20 protein-coding genes are annotated in these 23204 nt (G+C 66.7%); 10 read left to right on the top strand and 10 right to left on the bottom strand.

Annotated features, from left to right (window positions below):
• Positions 1 to 46 precede the first annotated feature (46 nt).
• Positions 47 to 2650: a two-partner secretion domain-containing protein gene (locus AC1MH0_RS01950; RefSeq protein WP_480964474.1), complete on the top strand. Its 2604-nt coding sequence runs from the start codon at positions 47 to 49 to the stop codon at positions 2648 to 2650.
• A gap of 25 nt (positions 2651 to 2675) precedes the next feature.
• A complete protein-coding gene (locus AC1MH0_RS01945; protein ID WP_480964473.1) occupies positions 2676 to 3329 on the top strand; it encodes a L,D-transpeptidase in 654 nt (217 codons plus the stop codon).
• Positions 3330 to 3358: 29 nt separating this feature from the next.
• Here AC1MH0_RS01945 and AC1MH0_RS01940 read toward each other — a convergent pair whose 3' ends face one another.
• A complete protein-coding gene (locus AC1MH0_RS01940) occupies positions 3359 to 4075 on the bottom strand; it encodes a prolyl hydroxylase family protein (RefSeq protein WP_480964472.1) in 717 nt (238 codons plus the stop codon).
• 545 nt (positions 4076 to 4620) lie between these two features.
• Between AC1MH0_RS01940 and AC1MH0_RS01935 the strand changes: the two genes are divergently transcribed.
• Both AC1MH0_RS01935 and AC1MH0_RS01930 read left to right on the top strand, forming a co-directional pair.
• Positions 4621 to 5064 carry a hypothetical protein gene (locus AC1MH0_RS01935; RefSeq protein ID WP_480964471.1) on the top strand — a complete coding sequence of 148 codons (444 nt, stop codon included), beginning with the start codon at positions 4621 to 4623 and terminating at the stop codon, positions 5062 to 5064.
• A 181-nt stretch (positions 5065 to 5245) separates the two neighbouring features.
• The gene (locus AC1MH0_RS01930; protein WP_480964470.1) at positions 5246 to 7414 is read left to right on the top strand and encodes a histidine kinase dimerization/phosphoacceptor domain -containing protein; all 2169 of its coding nucleotides are present in this window, start codon (positions 5246 to 5248) and stop codon (positions 7412 to 7414) included.
• Between the two features lie 36 nt (positions 7415 to 7450).
• Here AC1MH0_RS01930 and AC1MH0_RS01925 read toward each other — a convergent pair whose 3' ends face one another.
• Positions 7451 to 8365 carry an EthD domain-containing protein gene (locus tag AC1MH0_RS01925; RefSeq protein WP_480964469.1) on the bottom strand — a complete coding sequence of 305 codons (915 nt, stop codon included), beginning with the start codon at positions 8363 to 8365 and terminating at the stop codon, positions 7451 to 7453.
• A gap of 91 nt (positions 8366 to 8456) precedes the next feature.
• Positions 8457 to 9674, bottom strand: a complete 1218-nt coding sequence (locus tag AC1MH0_RS01920) for an MFS transporter (protein WP_480964468.1) — start codon at positions 9672 to 9674, stop codon at positions 8457 to 8459.
• 105 nt (positions 9675 to 9779) lie between these two features.
• Here AC1MH0_RS01920 and AC1MH0_RS01915 point away from each other — a divergent pair, with 105 nt between their 5' ends.
• From AC1MH0_RS01915 to AC1MH0_RS01905, 3 genes are all read left to right on the top strand, one after another.
• Positions 9780 to 10688, top strand: a complete 909-nt coding sequence (locus tag AC1MH0_RS01915) for a LysR family transcriptional regulator (protein WP_480964467.1) — start codon at positions 9780 to 9782, stop codon at positions 10686 to 10688.
• Positions 10689 to 10757: 69 nt separating this feature from the next.
• On the top strand, positions 10758 to 11531 hold the full coding sequence (locus tag AC1MH0_RS01910) for an SDR family NAD(P)-dependent oxidoreductase (RefSeq protein ID WP_480964466.1): 774 nt from the start codon (positions 10758 to 10760) through the stop codon (positions 11529 to 11531).
• Complete coding sequence (locus AC1MH0_RS01905; protein ID WP_480964465.1) at positions 11531 to 12427, top strand: glycoside hydrolase family protein; 897 nt, start codon at positions 11531 to 11533, stop codon at positions 12425 to 12427. The genes AC1MH0_RS01910 and AC1MH0_RS01905 overlap by 1 nt, the downstream gene beginning before the upstream one ends.
• Before the next feature lie 48 nt (positions 12428 to 12475).
• On the opposite strand, the gene AC1MH0_RS01900 is transcribed toward AC1MH0_RS01905, so the two are convergent.
• Positions 12476 to 12697, bottom strand: a complete 222-nt coding sequence (locus tag AC1MH0_RS01900; protein WP_480964464.1) for a hypothetical protein — start codon at positions 12695 to 12697, stop codon at positions 12476 to 12478.
• A 231-nt stretch (positions 12698 to 12928) separates the two neighbouring features.
• Here AC1MH0_RS01900 and AC1MH0_RS01895 point away from each other — a divergent pair, with 231 nt between their 5' ends.
• Entirely contained in the window at positions 12929 to 13426 is a 498-nt protein-coding gene (locus AC1MH0_RS01895; protein WP_480964463.1) for a DUF2141 domain-containing protein, read from the top strand.
• A 5-nt stretch (positions 13427 to 13431) separates the two neighbouring features.
• On the opposite strand, the gene AC1MH0_RS01890 is transcribed toward AC1MH0_RS01895, so the two are convergent.
• From AC1MH0_RS01890 to AC1MH0_RS01875, 4 genes are read right to left on the bottom strand one after another with little or no spacing between them, the layout of a single operon-like run.
• On the bottom strand, positions 13432 to 15849 hold the full coding sequence (locus AC1MH0_RS01890; RefSeq protein WP_480964462.1) for a TonB-dependent receptor: 2418 nt from the start codon (positions 15847 to 15849) through the stop codon (positions 13432 to 13434).
• On the bottom strand, positions 15809 to 16822 hold the full coding sequence (locus tag AC1MH0_RS01885; protein WP_480964461.1) for a FecR family protein: 1014 nt from the start codon (positions 16820 to 16822) through the stop codon (positions 15809 to 15811). Before AC1MH0_RS01885 ends, AC1MH0_RS01890 begins: the two co-directional genes overlap by 41 nt.
• Positions 16794 to 17351, bottom strand: a complete 558-nt coding sequence (locus tag AC1MH0_RS01880; protein WP_480964460.1) for an RNA polymerase sigma factor — start codon at positions 17349 to 17351, stop codon at positions 16794 to 16796. The genes AC1MH0_RS01885 and AC1MH0_RS01880 overlap by 29 nt, the downstream gene beginning before the upstream one ends.
• Positions 17348 to 18712, bottom strand: coding sequence for a lipopolysaccharide biosynthesis protein (locus AC1MH0_RS01875; protein ID WP_480964459.1), 1365 nt, complete (start codon positions 18710 to 18712; stop codon positions 17348 to 17350). The genes AC1MH0_RS01880 and AC1MH0_RS01875 overlap by 4 nt, the downstream gene beginning before the upstream one ends.
• Positions 18713 to 18823: 111 nt before the next feature.
• On the opposite strand from AC1MH0_RS01875, the gene AC1MH0_RS01870 reads away from it, so the two are divergent.
• Complete coding sequence (locus AC1MH0_RS01870; RefSeq protein ID WP_480964458.1) at positions 18824 to 20047, top strand: hypothetical protein; 1224 nt, start codon at positions 18824 to 18826, stop codon at positions 20045 to 20047.
• Between the two features lie 64 nt (positions 20048 to 20111).
• On the top strand, positions 20112 to 21032 hold the full coding sequence (locus AC1MH0_RS01865) for a glucosamine inositolphosphorylceramide transferase family protein (RefSeq protein WP_480964457.1): 921 nt from the start codon (positions 20112 to 20114) through the stop codon (positions 21030 to 21032).
• Here AC1MH0_RS01865 and AC1MH0_RS01860 read toward each other — a convergent pair.
• Positions 21004 to 22086, bottom strand: coding sequence for a glycosyltransferase family 4 protein (locus tag AC1MH0_RS01860; RefSeq protein ID WP_480964456.1), 1083 nt, complete (start codon positions 22084 to 22086; stop codon positions 21004 to 21006). The genes AC1MH0_RS01865 and AC1MH0_RS01860 overlap by 29 nt on opposite strands.
• A complete protein-coding gene (locus AC1MH0_RS01855; protein WP_480964455.1) occupies positions 22083 to 23165 on the bottom strand; it encodes a glycosyltransferase in 1083 nt (360 codons plus the stop codon). The genes AC1MH0_RS01860 and AC1MH0_RS01855 overlap by 4 nt, the downstream gene beginning before the upstream one ends.
• Positions 23166 to 23204: the final 39 nt, after the last annotated feature.

Genomic DNA, 23204 nt, shown 5'->3' with positions numbered 1-23204 from the left:
GCACCCAAAATTCAGCGGCCATCGGCCGCCACCGAGGATACCGCACATGACCCCCATCCCTTCGTCGATCAGAAACACCCGTCGCCCCGCTCCCACCGTTACGCGCACAAAGCGCGGCGGCTTGTTCGGCACGACCGGCCTTGCGCGGTTCGCGTGGCTGATCGGGTTCAGCCTCGCGGGTACCGTGGTGGCACGCCCGGTCGAAGCGCAGACGCTCCCGACCGGTGGCGAAGTCGTCGCGGGCCAGGCGAGCATCGCGACCGGCACCAAGTCGCTGACCGTGACGCAGACCAGCGAACGCGCGGCGATCAACTGGCAGTCCTTCTCGATCGGCAAGGGCAAGAGCGTCGTCTTCGAGCAGCCTACCAGCAGCTCGGTCGCGCTGAACCGCGTGCTCGGCTCGGACCCTTCGGTGATCCTCGGCAACCTGTCGGCGAACGGGAAGGTGTTCCTGGTCAACGCCAACGGCATCCTGTTCGGCCAGACCGCGAACGTGAACGTCGGCGGCCTGGTGGCCTCGACACTGAACATCTCCAATGCCGATTTCCTTGCAGGCAAGAGCAGTTTCGCAGGGACGAGCGGCGCTAGCGTGCAGAATGACGGGTCGATCACCGCGAAGAACGGTTATGTCGCGCTGCTCGGCGCGAACGTCGGTAACGGCGGTACGATCAAGGCGAACTTCGGCACGGTCGTGCTGGCGGGCGGCGAGGCGATCACGCTCGACGTGGCGGGCGACGGGCTGCTCAACGTCGCGGTCGACAAGGGTGCGGTCGGCGCGCTGGTCCGCAATGGCGGGCTCATCCGCGCCGACGGCGGCAAGGTCGTGATGACCGCGCAAGGAGCCGGTGACCTGCTCCACACCGCGGTCAACAACACCGGCATCGTCGAGGCGCGCACGTTGCAGAACCGCGGCGGCACGATCCTGCTGCTGGGCGACATGAAGACCGGCACGGTCAGCCTTGCGGGCACGCTGGATGCCAGCGCGCCGGTCGGCGGCAATGGCGGCTTCATCGAGACGTCGGCGGCCACCGTCAACGTCGCCGACAGCGCCAAGGTCTCCACCTTCGCGCGATCGGGGACGACCGGCATGTGGCTGATCGATCCGCAGGATTACGTGATCGGCGCGGGCGGCAACATCTCGGGCGCGACGCTGTCGGCGCAGCTCGTGACGACCAGCATCACGATCAGCACGATCCCCGCGGCGGGCGACACGACCACCGGCAACGGCGACATCTTCGTCAACGATGCGGTTGCCTGGACCGCCTCGGGTGTGCCGACGACCCTGACGATGAACGCATTCCGCGGCGTCAACATCAACGCGCCGATCACCGCGACCAACGGCAACATCGTCGCCTGCTGCGGCCGCGACGTGAACGTCAACGCGGCGCTGACCACGACCAACGGCAGCATCCTGCTCAACGCCGGGCGCAACGTGCAGGTGTTCCACGCGATCACGACGACCGACGGCAACATCGCCTTGTGCGCAGGGCATGACGTGATGATCGACGCGGCGGTAACGCTGACCCGCGGCACGACGATTCCGGCGCAAAGCCTGGGCTTGCCGGTCGGTTTGACGCTGATCGCAGGGTCGGACGGCACCGGGCCGGGCGTCAACGGCGGCACGATCGTGTTCTCCGCACTGTCGCCGCCGACCACGGTCACCGCGGCGCCGGTGTCGATCAACTACAACCCGGTCTCGTACACCACGCCGACCGACTTCTCGACCGAGTTCGTCCTGACCGAGGGCGCGGCAATCACCCAGCGGATGCTGCTGTTCCCGACCGCGCAGAAGGTCGCCGACGGCACCAATGCGGCGGTGCTGAGCGGGTTCAACACCAACGGCACCTCGGGCACGCCGACCGGCGTATCACTGGTTGCCGGCCCGAATGCGACCGCGACGTTCGACAGCACCGGTGAAGGCACGGGCATCGGCGTCAGCTTCAGCGGCTACACCCTCACGGGCGCAAACGCCGACCAGTACGCGCTGGCGAGCTCGTGCTGCGTCGCCGGGTTCCGAACTACGGGGACGATCACGGCGGCACCAGCGCCTGCTCCAGCACCAGCACCTGCACCTGCACCTGCACCTGCACCTGCACCTGCTCCGGCACCAGCTCCGGCACCAGCGCCTGCACCTGCTCCGGCACCAGCTCCGGCACTAGCGCCCGCTCCGGCACCAGCGCCTGCTCCAGCACCGGCGCCTGCTCCGGCACCGGCGCCTGCTCCGGCGCCTGCTCCGGCACCAGCGCCTGCTCCAGCGCCTGCTCCAGCACCGGCGCCTGCTCCGGCACCAGCGCCCGCTCCGGCACCAGCGCCTGCTCCAGCACCGGCACCAGCCCCGGCACCAGCGCCCGCCCCGGCTCCGGCACCCGCTCCAACGCCAACACCTACCCCCGTGCCGGACCTGCCCAACGCAACACGGCCGTTCCTGGAGGTGCCGCCCGTATCGGTCCGCGTGCCGACACCACCGACGATCGAGGTCGTCGAGGGTGGCGTGACCTATCCGGCGCCCGAGCGTCCGGGGACCGTCATCGTCGAAACGCCCGATACGCCGCGCGTCCAGCGCGTCCAGCCGCTGTTCGTGCAACCCACGCCGCCTGCCCCGACCGCCCCCGCCGCCCCGGTCTATCCACGCAAGCAGGCGCGCCATTGAGATGATCGAATCTCGACGACGACGCGTGGCGCGACGAGTACACCGACAGGCAAGCCTCGGCCTGCTCGCCTGCGCACTAGCGGTCACGGCGCCGGTGGCGGCACGCCCCGTCGTCGAGACCGCGAATGCCGCTCAGTTTAAGGGTGAGGCGGCTTCGGTCGACGCACGCGAGACGGCGAACTGGGTGACCGCGTCACGCGACAATCACGCGCTACCGTTCGTCATCATCGACAAGGTGAATGCGAAGGTGTTCGCATTCGACGGCGCCGGCGTCCTGCGCGGCGCGGCGCCCGCGTTGCTCGGGATGGCACGCGACGACGCCAGCGTGCCGGGGATCGGCCAGCGCAAGCTCGCGACGATCACTCCCGCCGAGCGTACCACCCCGGCGGGGCGCTTCCAGGCCTCGCTAGGGCGCGATTTTGAGCAGGATATCCTGTGGATAGACTATGAGGCCGCACTATCGCTGCACCGGGTGATCGTCGGCCGCCGCGTCGACAATCGCGCCGGTCGACTCGCGTCCCCGACACCGAGCGATAACCGGATCTCCTACGGTTGCGTCAACGTACCGCCCGGGTTCTACGACGGCGTGGTGAAGCCGCTGTTCACCGGCACCGTCGGTATCGTCTACATCCTCCCCGAGACTAAGCCGTTGCGGACCGTGTTCGCGATCCCGGGCTGACGTCTGGTCCCCTCTTCAGACGCTGCGGATCACTGGCACCAGGGCCGCTCGCGATACCATTTCGTCAGCACGTATTTCACGCCCTGCTCGACCGGCATGCCCTGGTGCAGCGACCCCGGGTTCGGCGCGCCATACTCGTCCATGTTGTTCCAGATCACCAGATTGCCCGCTCTCGGCGTGATCGCCACCCCGGCGGTCGGATAGTTCGTCCGCCCGCCCGCTTCGGGTTCGTTGAGAAAGGTCATCGCCGACCAGGTCCGCTGGCCACCCATCGTCACCTGGTCCAGCCAATAGGGTTGTGCGGTATCGAAGAAGTCGTGATGCGGCTTGAACTCCTGCCCGACCGCGTAACGCTGCCCCTGCAACGCCTCGCCGTACCGCGGCTCGAGCCCGGTCAGCAAATCGAGCTTCGTCTCGACCGCGGTGACGGGCGCGGGTCCGGGATACAGGTAACACGTCTCGCTCGTCCGATGCGGCGATACCGGCGCATCGCCGACGACCGGCGACGGCACGCGATTGGCGTCGATGAGCGCGATCAGCGCCTCGCATTCGTCGCACGTGAGGAAATCGCGGACGATGTAGAGTTCCACCCCGCTCGCCGGCATCCGCACCGTACCGGGATAACACAGGAGCTGATCGCGGACCTTCGCGGCGGAGTCCGCCCGGCCGAGCGCCTCGACCTGGCCATCGCGCCGATCGTTCGATCGCGCGTCCGACACGGTGCGTGGAACATCAAGATTAGCCATAAAGTCCGTACCGCTCTTCAGAACCACAACAGTAGAATATGATTCAGATTTATAAAGCAGATTAAGTTTCGTACAATATGCATCCTTATGAGATAACCGACGTTTATTTAGTACGATCAACATAGGTTAGGCCGATTGCGCGACTACATCGCGGACCTCTGCCCTCATGGATGCGCACAAGTCGCACCTACCGAAGAGTTCGGGAACATCCCCCGCTCCGCTGCCGGCGTGAGCTCTGGGTGACGCACTAGAACCGACATCGGCGGAGACCTACCATGAACCCGAGATTTCTCGTGGACGCTGGACTGCGGTTCAGCCTGCGCACGCCCCTACCCGATACGCCGTGTACGACCCTCGCGGTCCAGCGCGGCGCAACATGCGCGATGGCGACGGCGGTTACGGCCGAGGCGCAGGACCAGCACGTCACGCAACGTATCAAGTCTCGCTAGGCGACCGCGGGTCCCGCGCAGAACGCGCCCGACCCGCCCTAGCGCCCCCCAATTCTCCTCTTGCTCGTCCTCGCGCCTCGCGGGGCCAGGATAGTCATGTTCAACAATCTTCTCGCAGGAGCAGCAGCGTCGTTGCTCGCAGTCATTCCGCATCCAACGGCAGCCCAGAAGGTGATCGTGCCCGGCGCGCTCTTGCTCGCCGGCTACCGCGCGACCTGCGGCCCCGTCGATACCATGATCCAGCCGATCGACGACATCGCCGCCGCCTACAAGGGCCGCATCATCCTCCATCCCCGCGTCCTGAACCTGCCCCGCGCGCAACAGCTCTTCTGGTACACGCACGAATGCGCACACCAGATTTTCGGCCCGGGCGAAGCCGCCGCCGACTGCTGGGCGGTCCAGCAAGGCAAGATCCAGGGTTGGCTCACCCGCGACGAACTGACGAAGCTGGGCGGAACGATGCGAGCGTATCCCGGTGATGCCACGCATACCGGCGGTCAAGCGCGGATCGTGGCAATCAATGCCTGCTTCGCACGATAGTTCTGATGTCCCAACGAAGGTAAGCCGAAGACTTTAGCATGAGGAATGTACGGACTAACGGAATAAGTTCTTCGGGCTGATCCAGATCGTTGACAAGATCTGACCGAACGCATCTGTATCGTTACCGTAACGACACGGCCCGCTCTGGTGTCGCATCGCCTCCGTCTGGATCGCACACGTCATGCCTGGTTCCCTATCCGCGGCGATCGACGACAGGCCATCGCCGCACGGCTTCGACGTTGCCGTCTGTGACCGCGAGCCGATCCACCGGCCCGGATCGATCCAGCCGCACGGCCTCGTCCTCGTCGCCGACGCCTGCACGTTCAGGATTACGGCGGGTGCCGGTGACATCGAAACGGCGTTGACGCCGCATTGGCTCGGCGCCGACCTCGACACGCTCCTCGCACAGTCCGTCTCGGCGCAACTCGCCGCCAAACCGAACGCGAGCACGATCGTACTCGCGCGGGTCGTCGGCATCGAGATGCCGTTCGACGCGATCGCGCACCGCGTGGCGAACGCGGTCGTCGTCGAACTCGAGCCCGCGCCGACGGCAATGCCCTCCCCCATCGACGTGCTGGTCGAAATGGAGGAAGCCGCCGCGACGTTCGAACAGGCATTCGGCCTGCGCGAACTGTGCGAGCGCGCAGCCAGGACGTTTCGCCAGTTGACCGGGTTCGACCGGGTAATGCTGTACCGCTTCCTCGACGACGACGCCGGCGTCGTCCTGGCCGAGGACCGCGATCCGGCACTCGGCAGTTTTCTCAACCAGCATTTCCCCGCGTCCGACATTCCGAAGCAGGCACGCGCGCTGTACGTCAGGAACCGCGTCCGCATCATTCCCGACATCGCCTATGAACCCGCACCGATGCGTCCGGCGGGCACAGCGCCGCTCGACATGAGCGATCTCGCGCTGCGCAGCGTATCGCCGATCCACCTCGAATATCTCGCCAACATGGGCGTCGCGGCGTCGGCATCGGTGTCGATCGTCCGCGACGGCACGCTGTGGGGGCTCGTCGCGTGCCACCATCCGACGCCGAAGTTCCTGCCGCTGCACGTTCGCATGGCCTGCCGTGCGCTTGCCGGCAGTCTTGCCCGCCAGATCCGCGCCAAGGAGGATGCCGAGCTCTACCGCGAGCGTATCCGGCTGCGCACTGCCGAGGACGCGGTGGTCCTTCGGCTCGGCAGCGACATCTCGCTCGCGTGCTTCTTCGCGACCGCGGGCGACGACATGTGCCGGATGCTCGGCGCCGACAGCTTTGCGGCCGTGCGCGGCAACGAATTGTTCGTCGCCGGCCGCTCCCCGCGCCACGACGACATCCGCGCGGTCGCCGATCACGTCATCGATCTCGGCCGGGCGCTTCCTTTCTCGACCGATCGTCTATCCGAACAACTCCCTGCGGCGATCGACTTCCAGGATTTTGCGAGCGGTGTTCTCGCGGTGACGATGTCGACCGACGAGCCGACGATCCTGATCTGGTTTCGCGCCGAACAGATCGAGGTGATGAACTGGGCCGGCAATCCGCACAAGGATCTGGCAATCGATCCTCACATCCCGTTGACACCGCGCGCCTCGTTCGAAAGCTGGAGCGAGGCGGTCCGTGGCCGATCGGTACCGTGGACCTTGTTCGAGATCGAGGCGGCCGGGCGGCTGAAGCGCACGATGTTCGATGCGCGCCAGAACCGCCGCCTGTTCGAGGTGAACCGCGAACTGACCGCGACGATCGCGGACAATGAGAGCCTGTTGCTGCAGAAGGACTATCTCATCAAGGAGGTCCATCACCGCGTCCAGAACAGTCTGCAGCTCGTCTCCGCGTTCCTCGGCCTTCAGGCACGCGCGGTCGGAGACGACGTGCTGACTGCCCATCTCGCCGAGGCGCAGCGACGATTGTCGGCGGTCGCGATGGTCCATCGTCGCCTCCATTCGGACGAGCATGTCCAGGCCGTCGACCTCGCGCGCTATATCGGCGACCTCTGTGCCGAGATCAGGTCGACGATGGACCAGTCATGGGGCGGACAGATTCAACTCGAACTTGCGCCGATCCTAATCTCGACGGACCGCGCCGTCAGCCTCGGCTTGATCCTGACGGAGTTGGTGATCAACGCCAATAAATACGCGTATGCGGGTGGCTCGGGACCGATCACGATCGCGCTCGAACACCATCGCAACCGCTTTCGCCTGATCGTCGCCGATCGCGGCCGCGGAAAGGGCAATGCGGGTACCGGGTTCGGTTCGCGGATGCTCATGTCGATGGTCGCGCGGCTGTCCGGCACGATCGAGGAGGCCGACAATGATCCCGGCCTCCGCGTCACCATCGGCGCGCCGATCAACGACGACCCGCCGCACGCCTGAACCGCTACGCTAGCGCCATAACGCACGGTCCCCGCATCAGACAGAGCCCGTCCGTATCAGCGTCCGAACATCCTCCGCCACTTGGTTGTTGGCGCCGAGCCGCTCGATCAGTTGCGCCGGACGGCTGCCACGCAGTCCCGCGGTCGTCAGCTGCTTGTTGCGGACATAGGTGTAGACGCCACTGACCGCGAACGCCTGGACATGCGAGATATTGGCCTTCTGCTCGGCCTGCGTTGCGACGAACACGTCGGACTCGAAGAAGGCGCGTCGTGTCAGCGGACTTTCGAAGGCCAGTTCGATCACCGCGATCAGGGCACGCTCGGCAGGGACGCGATGATCGACGTTGGGTGCCGGCGGTGCGGGCTCCGCGTTGTCGTAGCGGTCCGGCAGGTGCAGCCGCAACTTCAGCACCGCCGGGTCCGCAGCGAGCGTCTCGGCGAAGCCCGTCATGAATGTGCCGAACGCGGTCGCATCCTCGGTCGCCGCCCCGAAATGGACGTGGATACGGTCGAAGCCGTCGTCGCCATTCGGGATGGGATCCGCGACCCGGTCGACCAGCGTGCGCGATCCATCGGGCAGCGCATAGGCGACGGTGGCGGCGAACATGTTCTGTTCGTCGGCGAACAGGATATGGCTCGCGGCGTTGAAGACCTCCTGGTCCGCCTTCGATGCGAAGCCGATCTCCACCCCGCCATCGAGTTCATAATCGGCGAACGGCGCGATCCCTTCGATCACCGGCCAGAGATGCGCGTCCTGTTCGCGGTTCAGATGGTTCTGGACGTACCAGCCCAGCCCCGGGATGCGCGAACACAGCGGACCATGGACGTCCCGCCAATAGGTCGCGAACACCTCGTGCGGCACGCGAGGCCGACGCAGCACGGTGGTGTAGCTGTTGATGACGATGCTCGCATCGCGCTCGGCGTAATCGGACTTGGTCGAAACTTTGGGCATTGTTGTACTCCTGATGCTGTACGTGCGAACGCCCGCGAGTGGTTCGCCGGGCCAATCGCGTAAAAGGTCGTCGCGCGCGACGATCCTCGAGCTATGCCGCGGTCCGCGGCTTGAGCCGGTTCACCACCGGCGTGACGATGACCGCGAGGATGGCGACCGCGGCGGCGACATAGCCGACCGCGCCGAGCCCGAGATGCTGGATCACCGAGCCGCCGATGATCGCGCCCAGCCCGATGCCGGCGTTCGCCATCGATACGTTGAGCGTCCCGGCCAACGCCTGCGCATGGCTCGCCGACTGCATCACGCGCACCTGGCAGATGGGATAGAGTGCGGTGTTGGCGATGCCCCAGACGGCAAGCGCAACCGCGAGCCAGACATGGGAGCCGGCAACCAGCGTGGTCGCCGCCATACCGACCGCCAGCACCAGCGCCGTGATCGCCGTCACCAGCAACGGCCCGCGACCGACGAACTGTCCGCCCAGCCAGTTGCCTGCGAGACCGACGATGCCGAAGCCCATCAGCCACCAACCGACCTGCCCCGCCGGAATGTGCGCGATCTGCTCGAGCGTGTCGGCCAGGTAGGTATAGGCGGTGAACATCGCGGTGAACACGATCACCGACAGCACGACGTTGCCGAGGAAGTACGGGTCCTTGAGGATCCGCGCCTGTTCGGCCAGCTTGACGCGCGCCGGTCGTGCCAGGCTCGGCATCACGACGAGCAACAGCACCGCCATCAGCAGCGACAGGCCCGACAAACCCCAGAACGTCCCGCGCCAGCCGAACGCGGTCGATGCCAGCGTACCTAACGGAATGCCGAGCACCATCGCACCGGAAATGCCGAGATACACGTTGGCGACGGCCTTGCCTGCCTTCTCGGGACCGGCAAGCTCGCCCGCGGTTTCACTCGCCGTACCCCAGAACACCGGAAGCGCCAGTGCCGGCAGGAACCGCGCGAGACCCAGCACCCAGATATCGGGAGCTGCGGCGGCGAGTGCGTTCGCGCCTGCGAAGATTACTAGGATCACGACGAACAACCGCTTGCGTTCGAAGTGCGAGAGCATCGCGGTCAGAAACGGGCCTGCGAGCATGACGGTGAACGCGAACAGGGTGACGAGCTGTCCGGCGACGGTGATCGAGATACCGAGATCGCGCGACAGGCTCGGAAGCAGGCCGACGATGATGAACTCGGTCGTGACGATCACGAATGCGGAAATCGCCAGCAGCAGCACAGCCAGGCCATGCCCCGCGGACGGAGCGCCCGGCCTGCTATCGGGCGGAACGGCATCGATGGGACGGACGGACGACGACATGGGCAAACTCCTGAAGCTGCCGTGTCTACGCGCGACAAAAAGCGAAGTCCTGCGGCAAGATTTCGCGTAGGACGCGACAATAATTCCACAATGGATGGATGCCGCATGATCCCCTCCGAACGTCTCAAGGGCATCGAGGCCTTTGTCTCTACCGCCGATGCCGGCAGCTTCACCGCAGCGGGCGTCAGGCTGAACCTGACCAACTCCGCCGTCAGCAAGAGCGTCGCAAGATTGGAGGCACGGCTCGGGAGCCGGCTGTTCGAACGTACCACCCGCCGGCTCAAGCTGACCGATGTCGGCGCCGCCTTTTACGAGACCTGTGTCCGGGTCCTCGAGGACCTAGCCGACGCCGAGGCGGTGCTGGCGGCGCATCGATCGGAGATCGTCGGCCGACTGAAGGTCGACGTGCCGATCGCGTTCGGGCGGATGCAGGCAATGCCGCTGTTGCTCGCCTTTGCCGAACGCCACCCCAATTTGCGTCCGAGCATCACCTTCACCGACCGGAAGATCGACATCGTCGAGGAAGGCATCGACGTCGCGATCCGGATCGGCGCGTCGGAGCCCTGGGCTGACAATCTGGGCCACCGCTATCTCGGCAGCGAGCGCGTCATCGTCTGCGCCGCCCCCGCTTATCTGGCGCGGCGCGGCACTCCGGAATCGGCAGGCGATCTCGCACGCTTCGATTGCATCCTGTACGGGCGCGGCGACGGCAGCACGATCAAGTGGCGCTTCGCCAATGATGCCGGTGGTGTCGACGAGCGCGCCATGGACGGCCGTATCGTCCTCGGCAGCGCTGAGGCGCAGGTCGGCGCGGTCAAGGCCGGTTTCGGTATCGCGCAACTCGCCACCTGGCTGATCGAGGACGAACTTGCGCGGGGGGATCTGGTCGAGATCCTGCCCGTACTGGCGACGGCAGGCCTTCCGCTGCATCTCGTCTGGCAACGCCGCCGGCAGCTTAGTCCCAAGGTGGATGCGCTGCTCGATGCGCTCACCAACGGCTTGCGGATCGCATGACGGCACAGTGAAAAGCGCGTCATCCTGCCGTTTCCTGCAACTCGCGATGATCTTGCCTGTTGGGCAGGAATGGACATTCTCAACGACCAAGTCGCCATCGTTACGGGTGGCGAATCCGGAATCGGCGCCGCGTGCGCCAAGGCGCTCGGGGAGGCCGGCGCGCGCGTCGTCATCACCTACTTCAAGGACGCCGCGGCAGCGCAGGCTGTGTGCGAAGCGATCGGCGGCGACGACCGTGCGATCGCGGTCCAGGCCGACGTGGGCGACGAAACCGCGATCGAACGCCTGTTCGCGCAGGCGGAAAGCACGTTCGGCACGGTCACGTTGCTCGTCAACTCGGCAGGCCTGAACATGAGCGGTGTCATGCTGGCCGACATGGAGCTCACCCAGTTCGACCGAGTCATCCGCTCCGACCTGTACGGCCCGTTCCTCACCTGCCGCCGCATGGTCCGTGCACTCGAAGTCAAGGCTACCAAGGGCCGCATCGTCAATATCTCGTCGATCCACGAACGCGCGCCACGTCCCGGTGGCGTCGACTACGACTCCGCGAAGGGTGGTCTGTCGCAGTTGACGGCGACGCTCGCGCTCGAACTCGCGCCCAAGGGTATCGCGGTCAACGGTGTCGCACCCGGCATGATCCTGACCCCGATGAACCAGTCCGCGCTCGATCACCCGCAGGAACTCGCCGCCAAGGAGGCCGCGATCCCCTGGAAGCGCGCCGGGCGGCCCGACGAGGTCGCGTCGCTGGTGACGTACCTGCTGTCGCCCGCCGCGGACTACATCACCGGCACGACCGTCACGATCGACGGCGCATTGTCGCTCACCGTCGCACAGGGCGCGTGATGATCACCTACGCCGTCGAGCAGCTCGACACCGTTGCGATCGCCGCCGCCTCCGTGATCGACGGCATGGACCTCATGAGCCCGTTCGTCTGGAAGGAAGGCGACCTGTACCGGATCATGGTCCGCGGCGTTCCACATCCGCTCGGGCCGCAAGATCCGACCGGGATAATCGCGCGCGGCGAAAGCCGTGACGGCGTGTCGTTCACGATGGACCCGGGGCTTGCGATAACGCCTGGCCCCGGTGCGGAAGACATGGGCGGGTGTGAAGACCCGACCGTGTTGATGACCCCCGATCACGAATATCTGATCTATTACACCGGCGTCGATGCCGATCGGTCGCAGGGTTGCATGATCCTCGCCGCGGGTCGCGACCTAACCGCGCTGGTGAAGGAGGATCTGGTGCTCAAGGCCCCGCCGGGCGAGGGCAATATCAAGGAGGCCACGCTGGTGCAGACGAGCGCTGGCGACTGGCGGCTGTTCTACGAATACGCGGCGAATGGCGCGTCGCGGATCGGCATGGCGGGCGGACCGACCGCCAAGGGCCCGTGGACCGTGCTGCCCGATCCGTTCGGCATCCGCGAGGACAGTTGGGACAATTGGCACCTGTCGACCGGGCCGATCTGGCAGGCGGAGGGCGCCGACCCGGTGATGTTCTACAACGGCGCGACGCATGATGCGCGGTGGCGGATCGGTTGGATAAGCTTCAGTCCCGATCTCACGCGGGTCACGGGGCGTGGGTTGGAACCGCTGCTCGTACCGCCGCCCGCTCTCAGCCGCGAAGCGACCGACATCGCTTTCGCCGCATCCACCGTCGCGGAGGGCGATCGGATCGCGCTCTATTATTCGCTGGAGGACCGTATGTTGCGGCGCGCCTTGATCGGACGATACAGCCGCTAGCGAAGTCTTGGGGTCGCGACCGTCATACCGTCCGCGACCCCGACACACTTACCCGTGGGCGCGAGCAGCGGCCTTCTGCGCGCGGGCCTGCTTGGCATAGTGATGATGCGCGACCACGCAGCCGATGGCGGCGCCGGCGACGGCATGACCCTTGCCGACGAAATGCCCGCCTACGCCGCCCGCCGCTGCACCGCGAATGCAGCCTTTTGCCAAGACGGGCGACGCCGTCATGGCGAGAAGCGGAAGGGCGAGCAGGGAAATGAAGCGCATATCGGTATCCTTGAAAGCACTGCAGGAAGACCTGAAATACCCTTCAGGCCGCGGTCGTGTTCCGTGAGAAATTCGTCATGTTCCGCATCGGCGGGACATTCGCGACCGATACGAATTATCCGCGATAATACATTGAAATGCGGCGCTCCTGTAACGAACACCAAGTCCACCGATCGGGGCAAGACATGCCCCCGTCGCATCCCCTTCCGATCAACCCGAAAGCCACTCACCATGATTGCCCTGTACCTCGCGGCACTGTCGATCGCGCCTGCCGCCGCCGTGAAACCGATCGGTCCCGATGCGGCGAAATGCGTCGCGGGCAGCACGCATCCGGCCATGCTGGTCGTCGTCGAGGGATTCAAGGCACGCACCGGCACCGTCCGCGTCCGGACCTTCGGAGGCGCGACGTCGACCTATTTCGACAAGAAAAGAACGCTCTTGCGTACCGAAGTTCCGACCCCGCGCGAGGGCCGCGTCGCGATCTGCATGCCGGTCGACCGGCCGGGCGTCTACGCGGTCGACGTCCGCCACGACATCAACGCCAACGACAAGACCGATCGCAGCGACGGCGGCGGCGCGTCGGGCAACCCCCACGTCACGCTGTTCGACATGCTGTTCTCGCGCAAACCCGATCCAAAGATCGTCCAGGTGCGTGTCGGATCGGGCACGACGGTCGTGCCGATCACCCTCACCTATCTGCAGGGCGGATCGCTGCAACCCATACGCTGAGCCGATCACCAGCTGATCGACGCGCCCAGCCTGAAGGTACGCGGCCGCAACGGCGTATATTCGTTGCGCGCGGCGAGCGCGAACGGGTTGCCGCCCGCAAATCTGTCGCCCTTCACGTCGAACAGGTTATCGACCGTCGCGGTCATTCGGACATCGTTTCTCGCCACGCTGCCGCCGAGATGCGTGCTGCCATATTCGCCCTGCGAGATGTCGAGCGGCGCCTGCGTCCCGACGGTCGACCGGCCGACGTAGCGCCATCCCGCGTCGACGCTGACATGCGTATCGGCGCTAAGCGACCATTCATAGCCGATACTCCCCGACACCGCGAACGGCGGCGTGTTGGGCAGTCGCGCGCCGACCTGCCGGCGTAGTGCGGGGTCTGCATCGGCGACGTGGGTCTCGTTGAGGAACATCGCCATGTCGATCTTCAAGCCGGACAGCGGCACCCAGTTGGCGCTCGCCTCCAGCCCATAGATATGGCTGTTGCCGAGATTGGTGGTGAACGGAAAGCCGGATTTGTCGACCAGATCCGCCTGGATGTGCCGCCAGTCGGTCAGCGATGCACCGATCGATGCGGAAAGCCCAAGCGGTCCATGCCGCTCCTTGCGCAGGCCGATCTCCCCGACGTGGATGGTGTCGCGAACGAGATCGGCGATGCGGCCGACGCCAGGCGCCACGGTAACCCCGCCGGTCCGAAAGCCCGATTGATAGCGCGCATATGCCGCCACCGTCGGGGTCAACAGCCAGGATGCGCCGAGCGTGGGATCGAGCCGGGTCGAACTGCGTCCGCGGATATAGGTTGTCGTCTTGAGGCGCGCGATCGGATCGCCATCGGTACGCTGATGCGTCAGCCGCGCGCCCGCAGTGATCGTCAACGCCGGGCCGATCGCGATCCCCGCCTCGCCGAATATCGCGGCATCGCGCGTCCGGTTGGTGACGCCGACGATGTCGCGCAACCTGTCGGGCGACCCGTATCGGCGCGCATAGGCGTCACGCGCGTGGATCAGCGCGACGCCGACCAGCCAGCCGGCACCGTTCGGCTTTGCCCGCGACAGCCGCGTCTCGTGCGAGAACAACCGGCTTCGCTCGTCGGTGTCATAGGCAATCGGCGTATTCGGCCGCACCGGTCGCGTCGCGTCGAACCGACTTTCCGCATCGCGGTGGACGAACCCGGTCGCCGAGACGAGGTGCAGCCCGTCCTCCCAGCGCCTGTCGACCACGACCCGTCCCAGGAAATACTGCTGCTCGAACGGCTGGGCGAGCAAGGACGAACGCGACAGCGGCCCCATCCCCCGCTCCGCATATTGAAGGTCGGGCGCGGTCACGTTCTGGATCACGGCGCCCGCATCGACCGTCCACCCACCTACCGGAACGATACGGACGTCCAGCCGCCCGCCGGTCGTCGCCACCCGGTTGACGTTGCGAAGGTTGCGCCGCACGTCGTCGATATAGCCACCTTCGACCACCCGGTAGCCAACTGCGCGCACGCCGGCGACGCCAGTTTCGATCGGTATGTTGACCATCCCGGCGATATCGGTGCCCGGATCGCCCGATCGCGTCGCGCCCACGCCGCCCGAAGCATTGGCCGATAGGGACGACAAATCCACCGCGTGCGGCACCAGCCTGACGATCCCACCGATCGCCCCCGCCCCGTACAACGTGCCCTGCGGCCCCTCGAGCACTTCGACCTGGTCGACATCGTACAGGTTCAGCCCGGGCTCCGGACCGTTATAAGCGACCGGCACCTCTCCGAAATAGACGTTGGCCGTCGATTGCGTCGGCCCGGTGAAGCTGCTGTCCGCCACCCCGCGTATGAACAGCTTGTTGCGCCCGGCACCCAATGCGGTGCTCTGCAGGATCGGGGTCGCGGCAATCGCCTGGTCCATGCCGTTCGCCGCATCGTTCCGGATATTGATCGCACTCGCCGGTCGCAGGATCGTCAGCCCGCCCGGAAACCGCAGTCGCGACGTCGCGCGCTTGGTCGCGGTGACGATGATTTCGGGCGAGACTTCGACAGGCGGCGTCTGGAGGCGTCGCGGTTCCGGTTGACGTTCGCGGACGACGGGGCGCGGGACGACCGCACGACGAACGATCCGGAAGCTGTCCGCGCTCAGTCGTTGCGCGGTGTACGGCGTACCCGCGAGCATCTGGTCGAGCGCAGCCGCGGCGGTCAGTCGACCCCTCACGCCCCGCGTCACGGCCCGCGGCAGCCCGGGCTCCGCGCTGCCGATATCGACGCCCGCCTGCTGCGCGAGCACCGCGATCGCGCGATCGAGCGGCCCGGGCGCAACCGCAACCGTGCGCTGCCCGGCCCCGTAAGCGGGCGCGGACAGCGACGGTGTGAGCAGGGTGGCGGCGAGCAGCGATACGGCCAGGCGGAATTTACGGACCGGCATGGCCTCCAACCAGACGCCAGCGGCCATCGACACGCTCTGCGCGCGCACCGATCAGCGCAGCCACGCGGGGAACCAGTCCGTCGGCACCTCCGCCGACGCCGATCGAGCCGGTGAACGGCGTTTCGGCCAGCCCCGGCGAGACGCTCACAACGGTTCCGGTACTGCGTTCCAGGGCCGCGGCGACAAGGCGCACTGGCGTCTGCTGGAACACGAGCCGGTTCCTGCGCCAGCTACCGACGTCGTCGATCGCGACCCCCGACATACGCGGTGCCTCGCCGTCGACATGCGACAGCGCCGCGCCGGCGGTCAGCATGATGCGCTCCTGGTCGGGCTGGAACATCACCGCACCCTCCGCGACCTGGACGCCGAGATGCGGCCCTACGCGAGCGACGTTGAAGACGGTGCCGACGTCCTGCAACCGCATCGTCCCCGACTGGACGACGAAGGGATGTGCGACATCGTGCGTGACCCGGAAGATCGCTTCGCCGCGTTCCAACGTCACCAGCCGCGATGCGCCGTCGTCGACCGCCAGCTTGGTCCCGCCGTTCAGCTCGATACGGCTGCCGTCGGCGAGCGTGACACTCCGCCGGACCCCGGCCGGTGTCTCGATGATCCGCTCTGCAGTCTTGGCAGGGTTCTCCAGCGGTAGCATGACGCCGACGATCCCCGCCGCCGCCAGTCCCCCGACAGCGCCCATCACCCAGCGTCGCCGGGGCGTCGGCCGGTCGTCGTTGGCGGCAACCACGGGCGTCGCTTGCGACCAGTCGGGCGGCGAGAGCGCATCCGTGAGTTCGGCATCCGCGACAGCCAGTGCGTCATAGGCGCGTGCGTGTCGTGGGTCGGCCTCCAGCCAGTCGGTGAAGGCCATCCAGGCGCCACCATCGGCGGTCGCCAGGCGGAGGTGCCACGCGACCGCCTCGACCGCGGCATTCCTGCCATAGTCCAAGCCGTCGTGACCGTCCTTGCCCCACTCATCGACCATCGCGCTGGTCCTCCTCATGAGTGAGACGTCCTGCCTGCGGGATATCCGCACCGGAATTGCTCCGTTGCAAGTGAATTCGCAGGTACGCGCGGTGCAGCAGCTTCTCAACGCCGCTGACGGTGATGCCCATCTGCTCGGCGATCGCCTTCTGCGGCATGTCCTCGAACCGGTAGAGGCGGAACGCGGTCGCCACGCGATCGGGCAGGCCGGCGAGCGTCGCCTCGACCCGACCGAGCCGTTCGCGGGCGATCAACGCGCGTTCTGCATCGGGATGCTCGTCGGCGGTAGCCTGCGTTTCCAGCCAGTCGGTGTCGCGATCCGCCCGCCGCGCCGCGCGACGACGCCGGTCGACGGCGATATTGTTCGCCATCCGGCAGATATAGCCGAGCGGTTCTGCGATCGGCCCGCCGGTCACCGTCTCCAGCTTCAGCCACAGATCCTGCAACGCATCCTCCGCCTCCTCTACGCTTCCCAGCCGGGCGACGAGCAGCCGGAGGAGCATCGCGCGCTCGGCGAGAAACACGGCACGGAGCCCGCCCAGGGTCACGCCGGGTCGGCCTTGGCATCGCGGCGGAACAGCACCGCCAGCGCGACGATCGCGACGCCGTTCTGGAGCAGCGCGTGCCACCCTGCCCCGTCGGTCCCGAACGCCCACAGCATCGCGGGCAGCAGCGGGTAGAGCGCGAGGCTGGTGACGAGGCCGACGGTCATCGAGCGCCCCGGCAGTCCGAGTGCTGTCAGTCCCGAAGCCAATGGCGCGCTTGCGAGCCCCGCCGCTCGTGCTCCGGCAATGAGGATCAAGAGGACGGTGCCGCCCGCGAAGCTCGCGCCGCCGAGCGTCACGAGCAGCCGATCCCCTGCAAAGGCCAGGATCACGACGATCGGCAGCGCTACCGCCAGCGCCAGCCCCGCGCTCCGCCAGACCGTATGCCGCAATGCTCTCAGGTCGCCGCGTGCGACCTGTGCCGCGAGCACCGCGTAGCTCGCCTGGCTCAGGAGCACCGTCGGCTGGGCAAGCAACGACGTCGCGCGCTGGGTCAGTGCGAGCAGTCCCGCCGCCGCCGGCCCGAGCAGCCAGCCGACGGTCAGCGGAGCCAGGTTCGGCGCGAGCTCCCGGACCGTGATGTCGAAATTGGTGATGAGGATGAAGCGCTTGAGCCCCGCGATATCGCGCAACGTGCCACGCCAGGGTCCGCGCACGGGCTCGTTGCCGGCAAGCTTGCGCCAGGCGACCCAGCCGAAGACCCACATCGCCAGTCCCTCGGCAACGGCCGCGACGAGCCAGACCGCGATGAAGCCGATCAACCCGCCGCCGGTGAACCAGACCCCGAGCGCGCCGACGAGGCGGATCAGCGGCGACACCGCCTGGTGGATGCCGATCAGGTCGAACCGGTCGGCGATCTGGAGCAGGCCTTGCGGCGTCGCGCGGACCGTCGCGATCACCGCGAGCGAATACGGGATCGCGATCCGGATCGTGTCGGGCGACCAGCCGAGCCGCGGTCCGATCAGCGGCACCAGCAGCGCTGCTACGATTACCGCGAGGGCACCGCAGCCGAGCTCGATCACCGCCATGAACCGGACGATCCGCGCGAACCGGGCACGGTCGCCCGCCTCCAGCGCGAGCCCGCCATACCGCACCACGCCGTGGAAACCGGAGAACGCCAGGACGCTGCCGATCAGCACGGCATAGGCGTTGACCAGCACAAGAACGCCGTAGTCAGCAGCGCCCAGCCGGTGCGTCACGAGCACGAGGTAGACAAGGCTCATGACGCCCGCTGCCGCCTTGCCGCCTAGGAGGTGACCGAGGTTCGCCAGCACCAGCCACAGCCCCGACCGATCGCCGCGTCCCGCCCCAGCTTTGGCGGAGTCCGCCTGCCGGGACGTCATACGGTGGAGAAGCGAACGCATCGCGAGCGCTTAGACGCCCATCGTTGCGCCGACGAACGGAAAGTTCCGCGCGATCGGCCAGATGACAAAATATTTAGTGAGGATGGCCGGTGCCGGGAACGTCTACCGGCCATGAAGATCGGTTTTCTGTTCAATCACGACCAGGTTCATCAGGTCGCGCATGCCCTCCCGACCGCGCTGGCCATGGCGGAGGGCTATCCCGAAGCGGAGATCGTCGTCGCGACCACCAACGCACGGCTGACCGACGAAGTGCGGCGGCTGTGCGCGCGGCTCGGCGTTACCGTACCGCTGGTCGAACTGGGTCTGCGTCGTGCATCGACGCGTGCGCTATCCGGCACGCTCGAATGGGCACTGCCGGTGACCAAGATCGGCATCTACCGCGACAATCTTGATTTTTTCCGGTCGCTCGACGCGCTAGTCGTCGCCGAGAAGACGTCGCTTCTATTGAAGACGCGCTATCGTCTCGACGATCTCAAGATCATCCACACCCGCCACGGTGCCGGCGACCGCGCGATCGGCTTCAACAAGCACAGCGCAACGTTCGATCACGTCCTCGTCTCGGGCAGCAAGATCCGCCAGCGCCTGCACCGCGAGGCGGGCGTGCCGTTCAACCGGATGAGCCTGATCGGCTATCCCAAGTTCGACCTGATGCCCGAGCCTGCGCCGCGCCTGCCGTTCCAGGCGAATGGTAAACCCACCGTGCTCTACAACCCGCATCCGTCGCCGCATCTGTCGTCCTGGTATGCGCAGGGCCGCGCGGTGCTCGAGCACTTCCTGCACGACGACCGCTACAATCTGATCTTCGCCCCGCACGTCATGCTGTTCCACCGTAAGTTCGTGCTGACGATCGACAAGTTCCGGATCGACCGTGCTGGCGTGATCGAACAGCGCTTTCTCGACGCGCCGAACATCCATGTCGATCTCGGATCGGCCGCATCGACCGACATGATCTACACGGCGGCGGCGGACATCTATCTCGGCGACGTCAGCAGCCAGGTGTACGAATTCCTCCACACGCCGCGCCCGTGCCTGTTCCTCGACGCGCATGCGACGGCGTGGGACGGCGATGCGAACTATGCGCATTGGCAGGCGGGCGAAGTCGTGACCGGCACCGACGACCTGGGCGCCGCGCTCGACCGCGCGGTGGCGCAGCACGACCGCTATCGTCCCGTGCAGCGCGCGCTGTTCCAGCGCAGCTTCGAACTGACCGCGGAACGCTCCGCCGTGCGTGCGGCGCGCGCGGTGATGAGCGTGCTCGGCGATACCGTCCGGGCAGTCCTGCCCGAGCGCGAACTGGAGACGGCAACCGGACTGCAGGGGTTGCGCGTAGCCTGATCCGCCGCGAGAAGGCCCGCGCGGCGCCCCTGTCGGGCGCGGCGTTTGGGATCGATCGACCACCGTGGCTCTACGCAAGGATATCTGGCGCCCCGTGATCGTGATGGCGACCGCCGAGGCGATCGTCGCACGCGGCTCGATCGAGGGGTTCCCCCTGATGTGGCTGCCGTCGATGGGCAGCTTCCAGTTTCTCGCGGATCCGTTCGGGTTGTGGCGCGACGGCCGGCTGTACGTGTTCGTCGAGACCTATGACTACCGCGTCCGGATCGGCGCGATCGAAGTGCTAATCTATGATGCTGACTTCCGCCTGGTCGACCGTCAGCCGGTGCTGAACGAGCCCTGGCACCTTTCCTATCCGCTGGTGTTCGAGGCGGAGGGCGGGACGTGGATGCTGCCCGAGGCGCATCGCTCGAACCGACTGACGCTGTACCGCGCGGTCGACTTCCCGACCAAGTGGGAACCGGCGCATGTCATCGAACTCGATCATGTCGCGGTCGATGCGACGCCGGTGTTCCATGACGGGCGGTGGTGGTTGTTCTACACCTCGGCCGACCGCGAGCCGGACAAGATGAGCGCGCTGCACGTCGCCTATGCGGACCGATTGGCAGGACCGTGGACGCCGCATCCGATGAACCCGGTGCGGGTCGATGTCGCGAGCGCGCGACCGGGCGGAATGTCGCTGGTGATCGATGGACGGATCGTGCTGCCGGTGCAGGATTGCAGCCGGACCTATGGTGGCGCGATCCGGCCGCTGACGATGACGATTTTGACAACGGATCGGTTCGTGGCGGAAGTGGGCGAGGCGATCGTCCCGCCAATCTCGTCGGCGCCGTTCGTCGAAGGGCTTCACACGCTTTCAGCCGCGGGGCCGGTGACACTGGTCGACATGAAACGCACCGAATTGTCGCTCCACGGACTCTCGATCGAGGCAATACGCGAGGTCAAGAAACTGAGCCTTAAAAACCGCGCATCCGTTCGAGGATAGCGAGGCCGGTCGCTACGAACCGCTCCGGCCCGAACGTGTCGAGAACGCGCTCGCGGCCCGCCTGCCCCATCACTGCCAGTTGTGCGGGCTCGGCCAGTGCTCGCGATACCGCAGCGGCAAGCGCCACCGGATCGGCGGGCGTGACGGTGAAGCCGGTCTCGCCCTCGACGATGCTGCCGGGAAGTTCGCCGACCGCCGACGCGATCACGGGCAGCCCCGCCTGCATCGCCTCGTGCGCCGCAACGCAGAGACCTTCGGAGCGCGATGGTTGTACGTAAAGATGGCAGCCCGCGAGAAATGCCGCAGGGTTCGCCGCATAGCCTGCGAACTGCAGCGTCTTGATGCCAAGCGTATCCGCGCGAGCTTCGAGTGCTACCCGCTCGGCGCCGTCCCCAGCGATCACCATCTCATACGGCGTCGATGTTTCAAGCAAAGCCAACGCCTCGACCAGCACGTCGTAACCCTTCACGTGGTGCAGGCGACCAAGGCTGCCGATCCGGACAGGTTGCCCCGGTCGCCACCGCGTCGCCTGACGCGCGTCAGGGTCCGCCCGGAAGATCGACCACTGGATCAGCCGTTCAGGGGGCACATCAAGGCGCTCCGCGGTCAATCGCGTCACCGCTGTGGAATCCCCTATCCACAGCCGCGACAGCCGCTGCATCGCGCGGAGCAGAACACGGTTGGCAGGTTTGAGGAATGCAGCGTGCTGCCAGCTGACGACCGGCCAGCCCCGCCGCCTGCCGACGATCTGGCCGAGCAAAGTCGCACGGGTCAACGAGGTCCAGACATGCGTCGGCGCCCAGTTCTTCAGCGTCGCATCGAGCCAGCGTAGCGCGGCAGCATGGTCGGTCTCTCCGCCCTCCCGCACGTGCACCTCGAACCCGGCGGCACGCATCGCGGGCTCGCCGCGGCGATTGCGCGCGGTCAGTGCGAACACCGCCACTTCGGCACCGCCGTCGCGCAAAACGCCGAGCACTGCTGGCACCGGCGACGCAGCCCCGCCGCCCTCGACCGAGTTGATCACATAGGCGATCCGCATCGCGCGACCAGTCACGCGCGCAACCCAGCGAACAGATCGAGATACACAGTTGCAACCGCGCCGATCCGGTGATGCTCGACCAGTTTCGCCAATGCCGCCGGATCGGGCGGGGCGCGCGCAAGCATCGCGGAGATCGCGCGCGCCAAGGCGTCGCTGTCGTTCAGCGGCACGACCATGCCTGCGCCCGGTGCACCGAGCAGCAGCGTCGCCGGGGTACAATCGGTCGCCAGCACCGGCCGCCCCGCGGCCAGGGCCTCGACGATCACCGCCGGATACCCTTCGAAATCGGACGCCAGCACAAACAGCCGCGTGGCATCGAGCCATGGCCGGATCTCCGCGACATACCCGACAAGTTCTATCCGATCGACGAGTCCCAACGTCTCGCTCTGCTGACGCAACGCAGCCGCCTCGGGGCCATCTCCGACGATGACAAGTCGTGCCGTGCCTTCGGGGAGTTTTGCAAAGGCATTGATCAATCGCGCGAACCCCTTTTCGGGCACCAGTCGCCCCGCGGCAAGCACGATAGGCGGCCGCGTTGCAGGAACCGGCAGCGGCGCCGCGGCGTCGTCGCTCAATGCGGGCAGCGCGATCGTTGTCGCGCCGCGGCGGCGCAATATCCGGTCGGCCTGATCGCGCGCCACGTCCGAGAGCGCGACGACTGCCTGCACGCGTCGAAGGAGGTATCGCATACGAACCTCGAACGCCCATTGCCTCAACCGGCCACGCTGCGGCTTGTCGAGCGCTGCACTGACCTGCGCAACGACAGGCACTCCCGATCCAGCCAATGCCGCAGCGACGGGCCAATGAAAATTACCGGGAATGAAGACGCCATCGAAGTGGCGTTGCTCGACGAATGCCCGCGCCGCCCGCGCCAGTTGTCGGCGGGAACCATGACCACGCGCGATCGGAGGCGCCGCAACGACGATCTGGACAGCCTCGCCGGCCATGGCCTGCAGTGGCCCGGTATCCGATCCCGCAAAGATCGTGACCACAGCGCCCTGTCGCGCCCAGGCATCGGCGAGCCGCACTGCGACCCGCTCGGTACCTCCCAACGCGAAATCGTGGAGAACTATCAGGATCGACGCGGGAGCCATGTCCGCGCGGTTAGCGCCGACAGCGCATCGACGCCAAGC

This window comes from Sphingomonas sp. AP28, from assembly GCF_056680455.1.
This window is presented reverse-complemented; position numbering and strand designations above follow the sequence as displayed.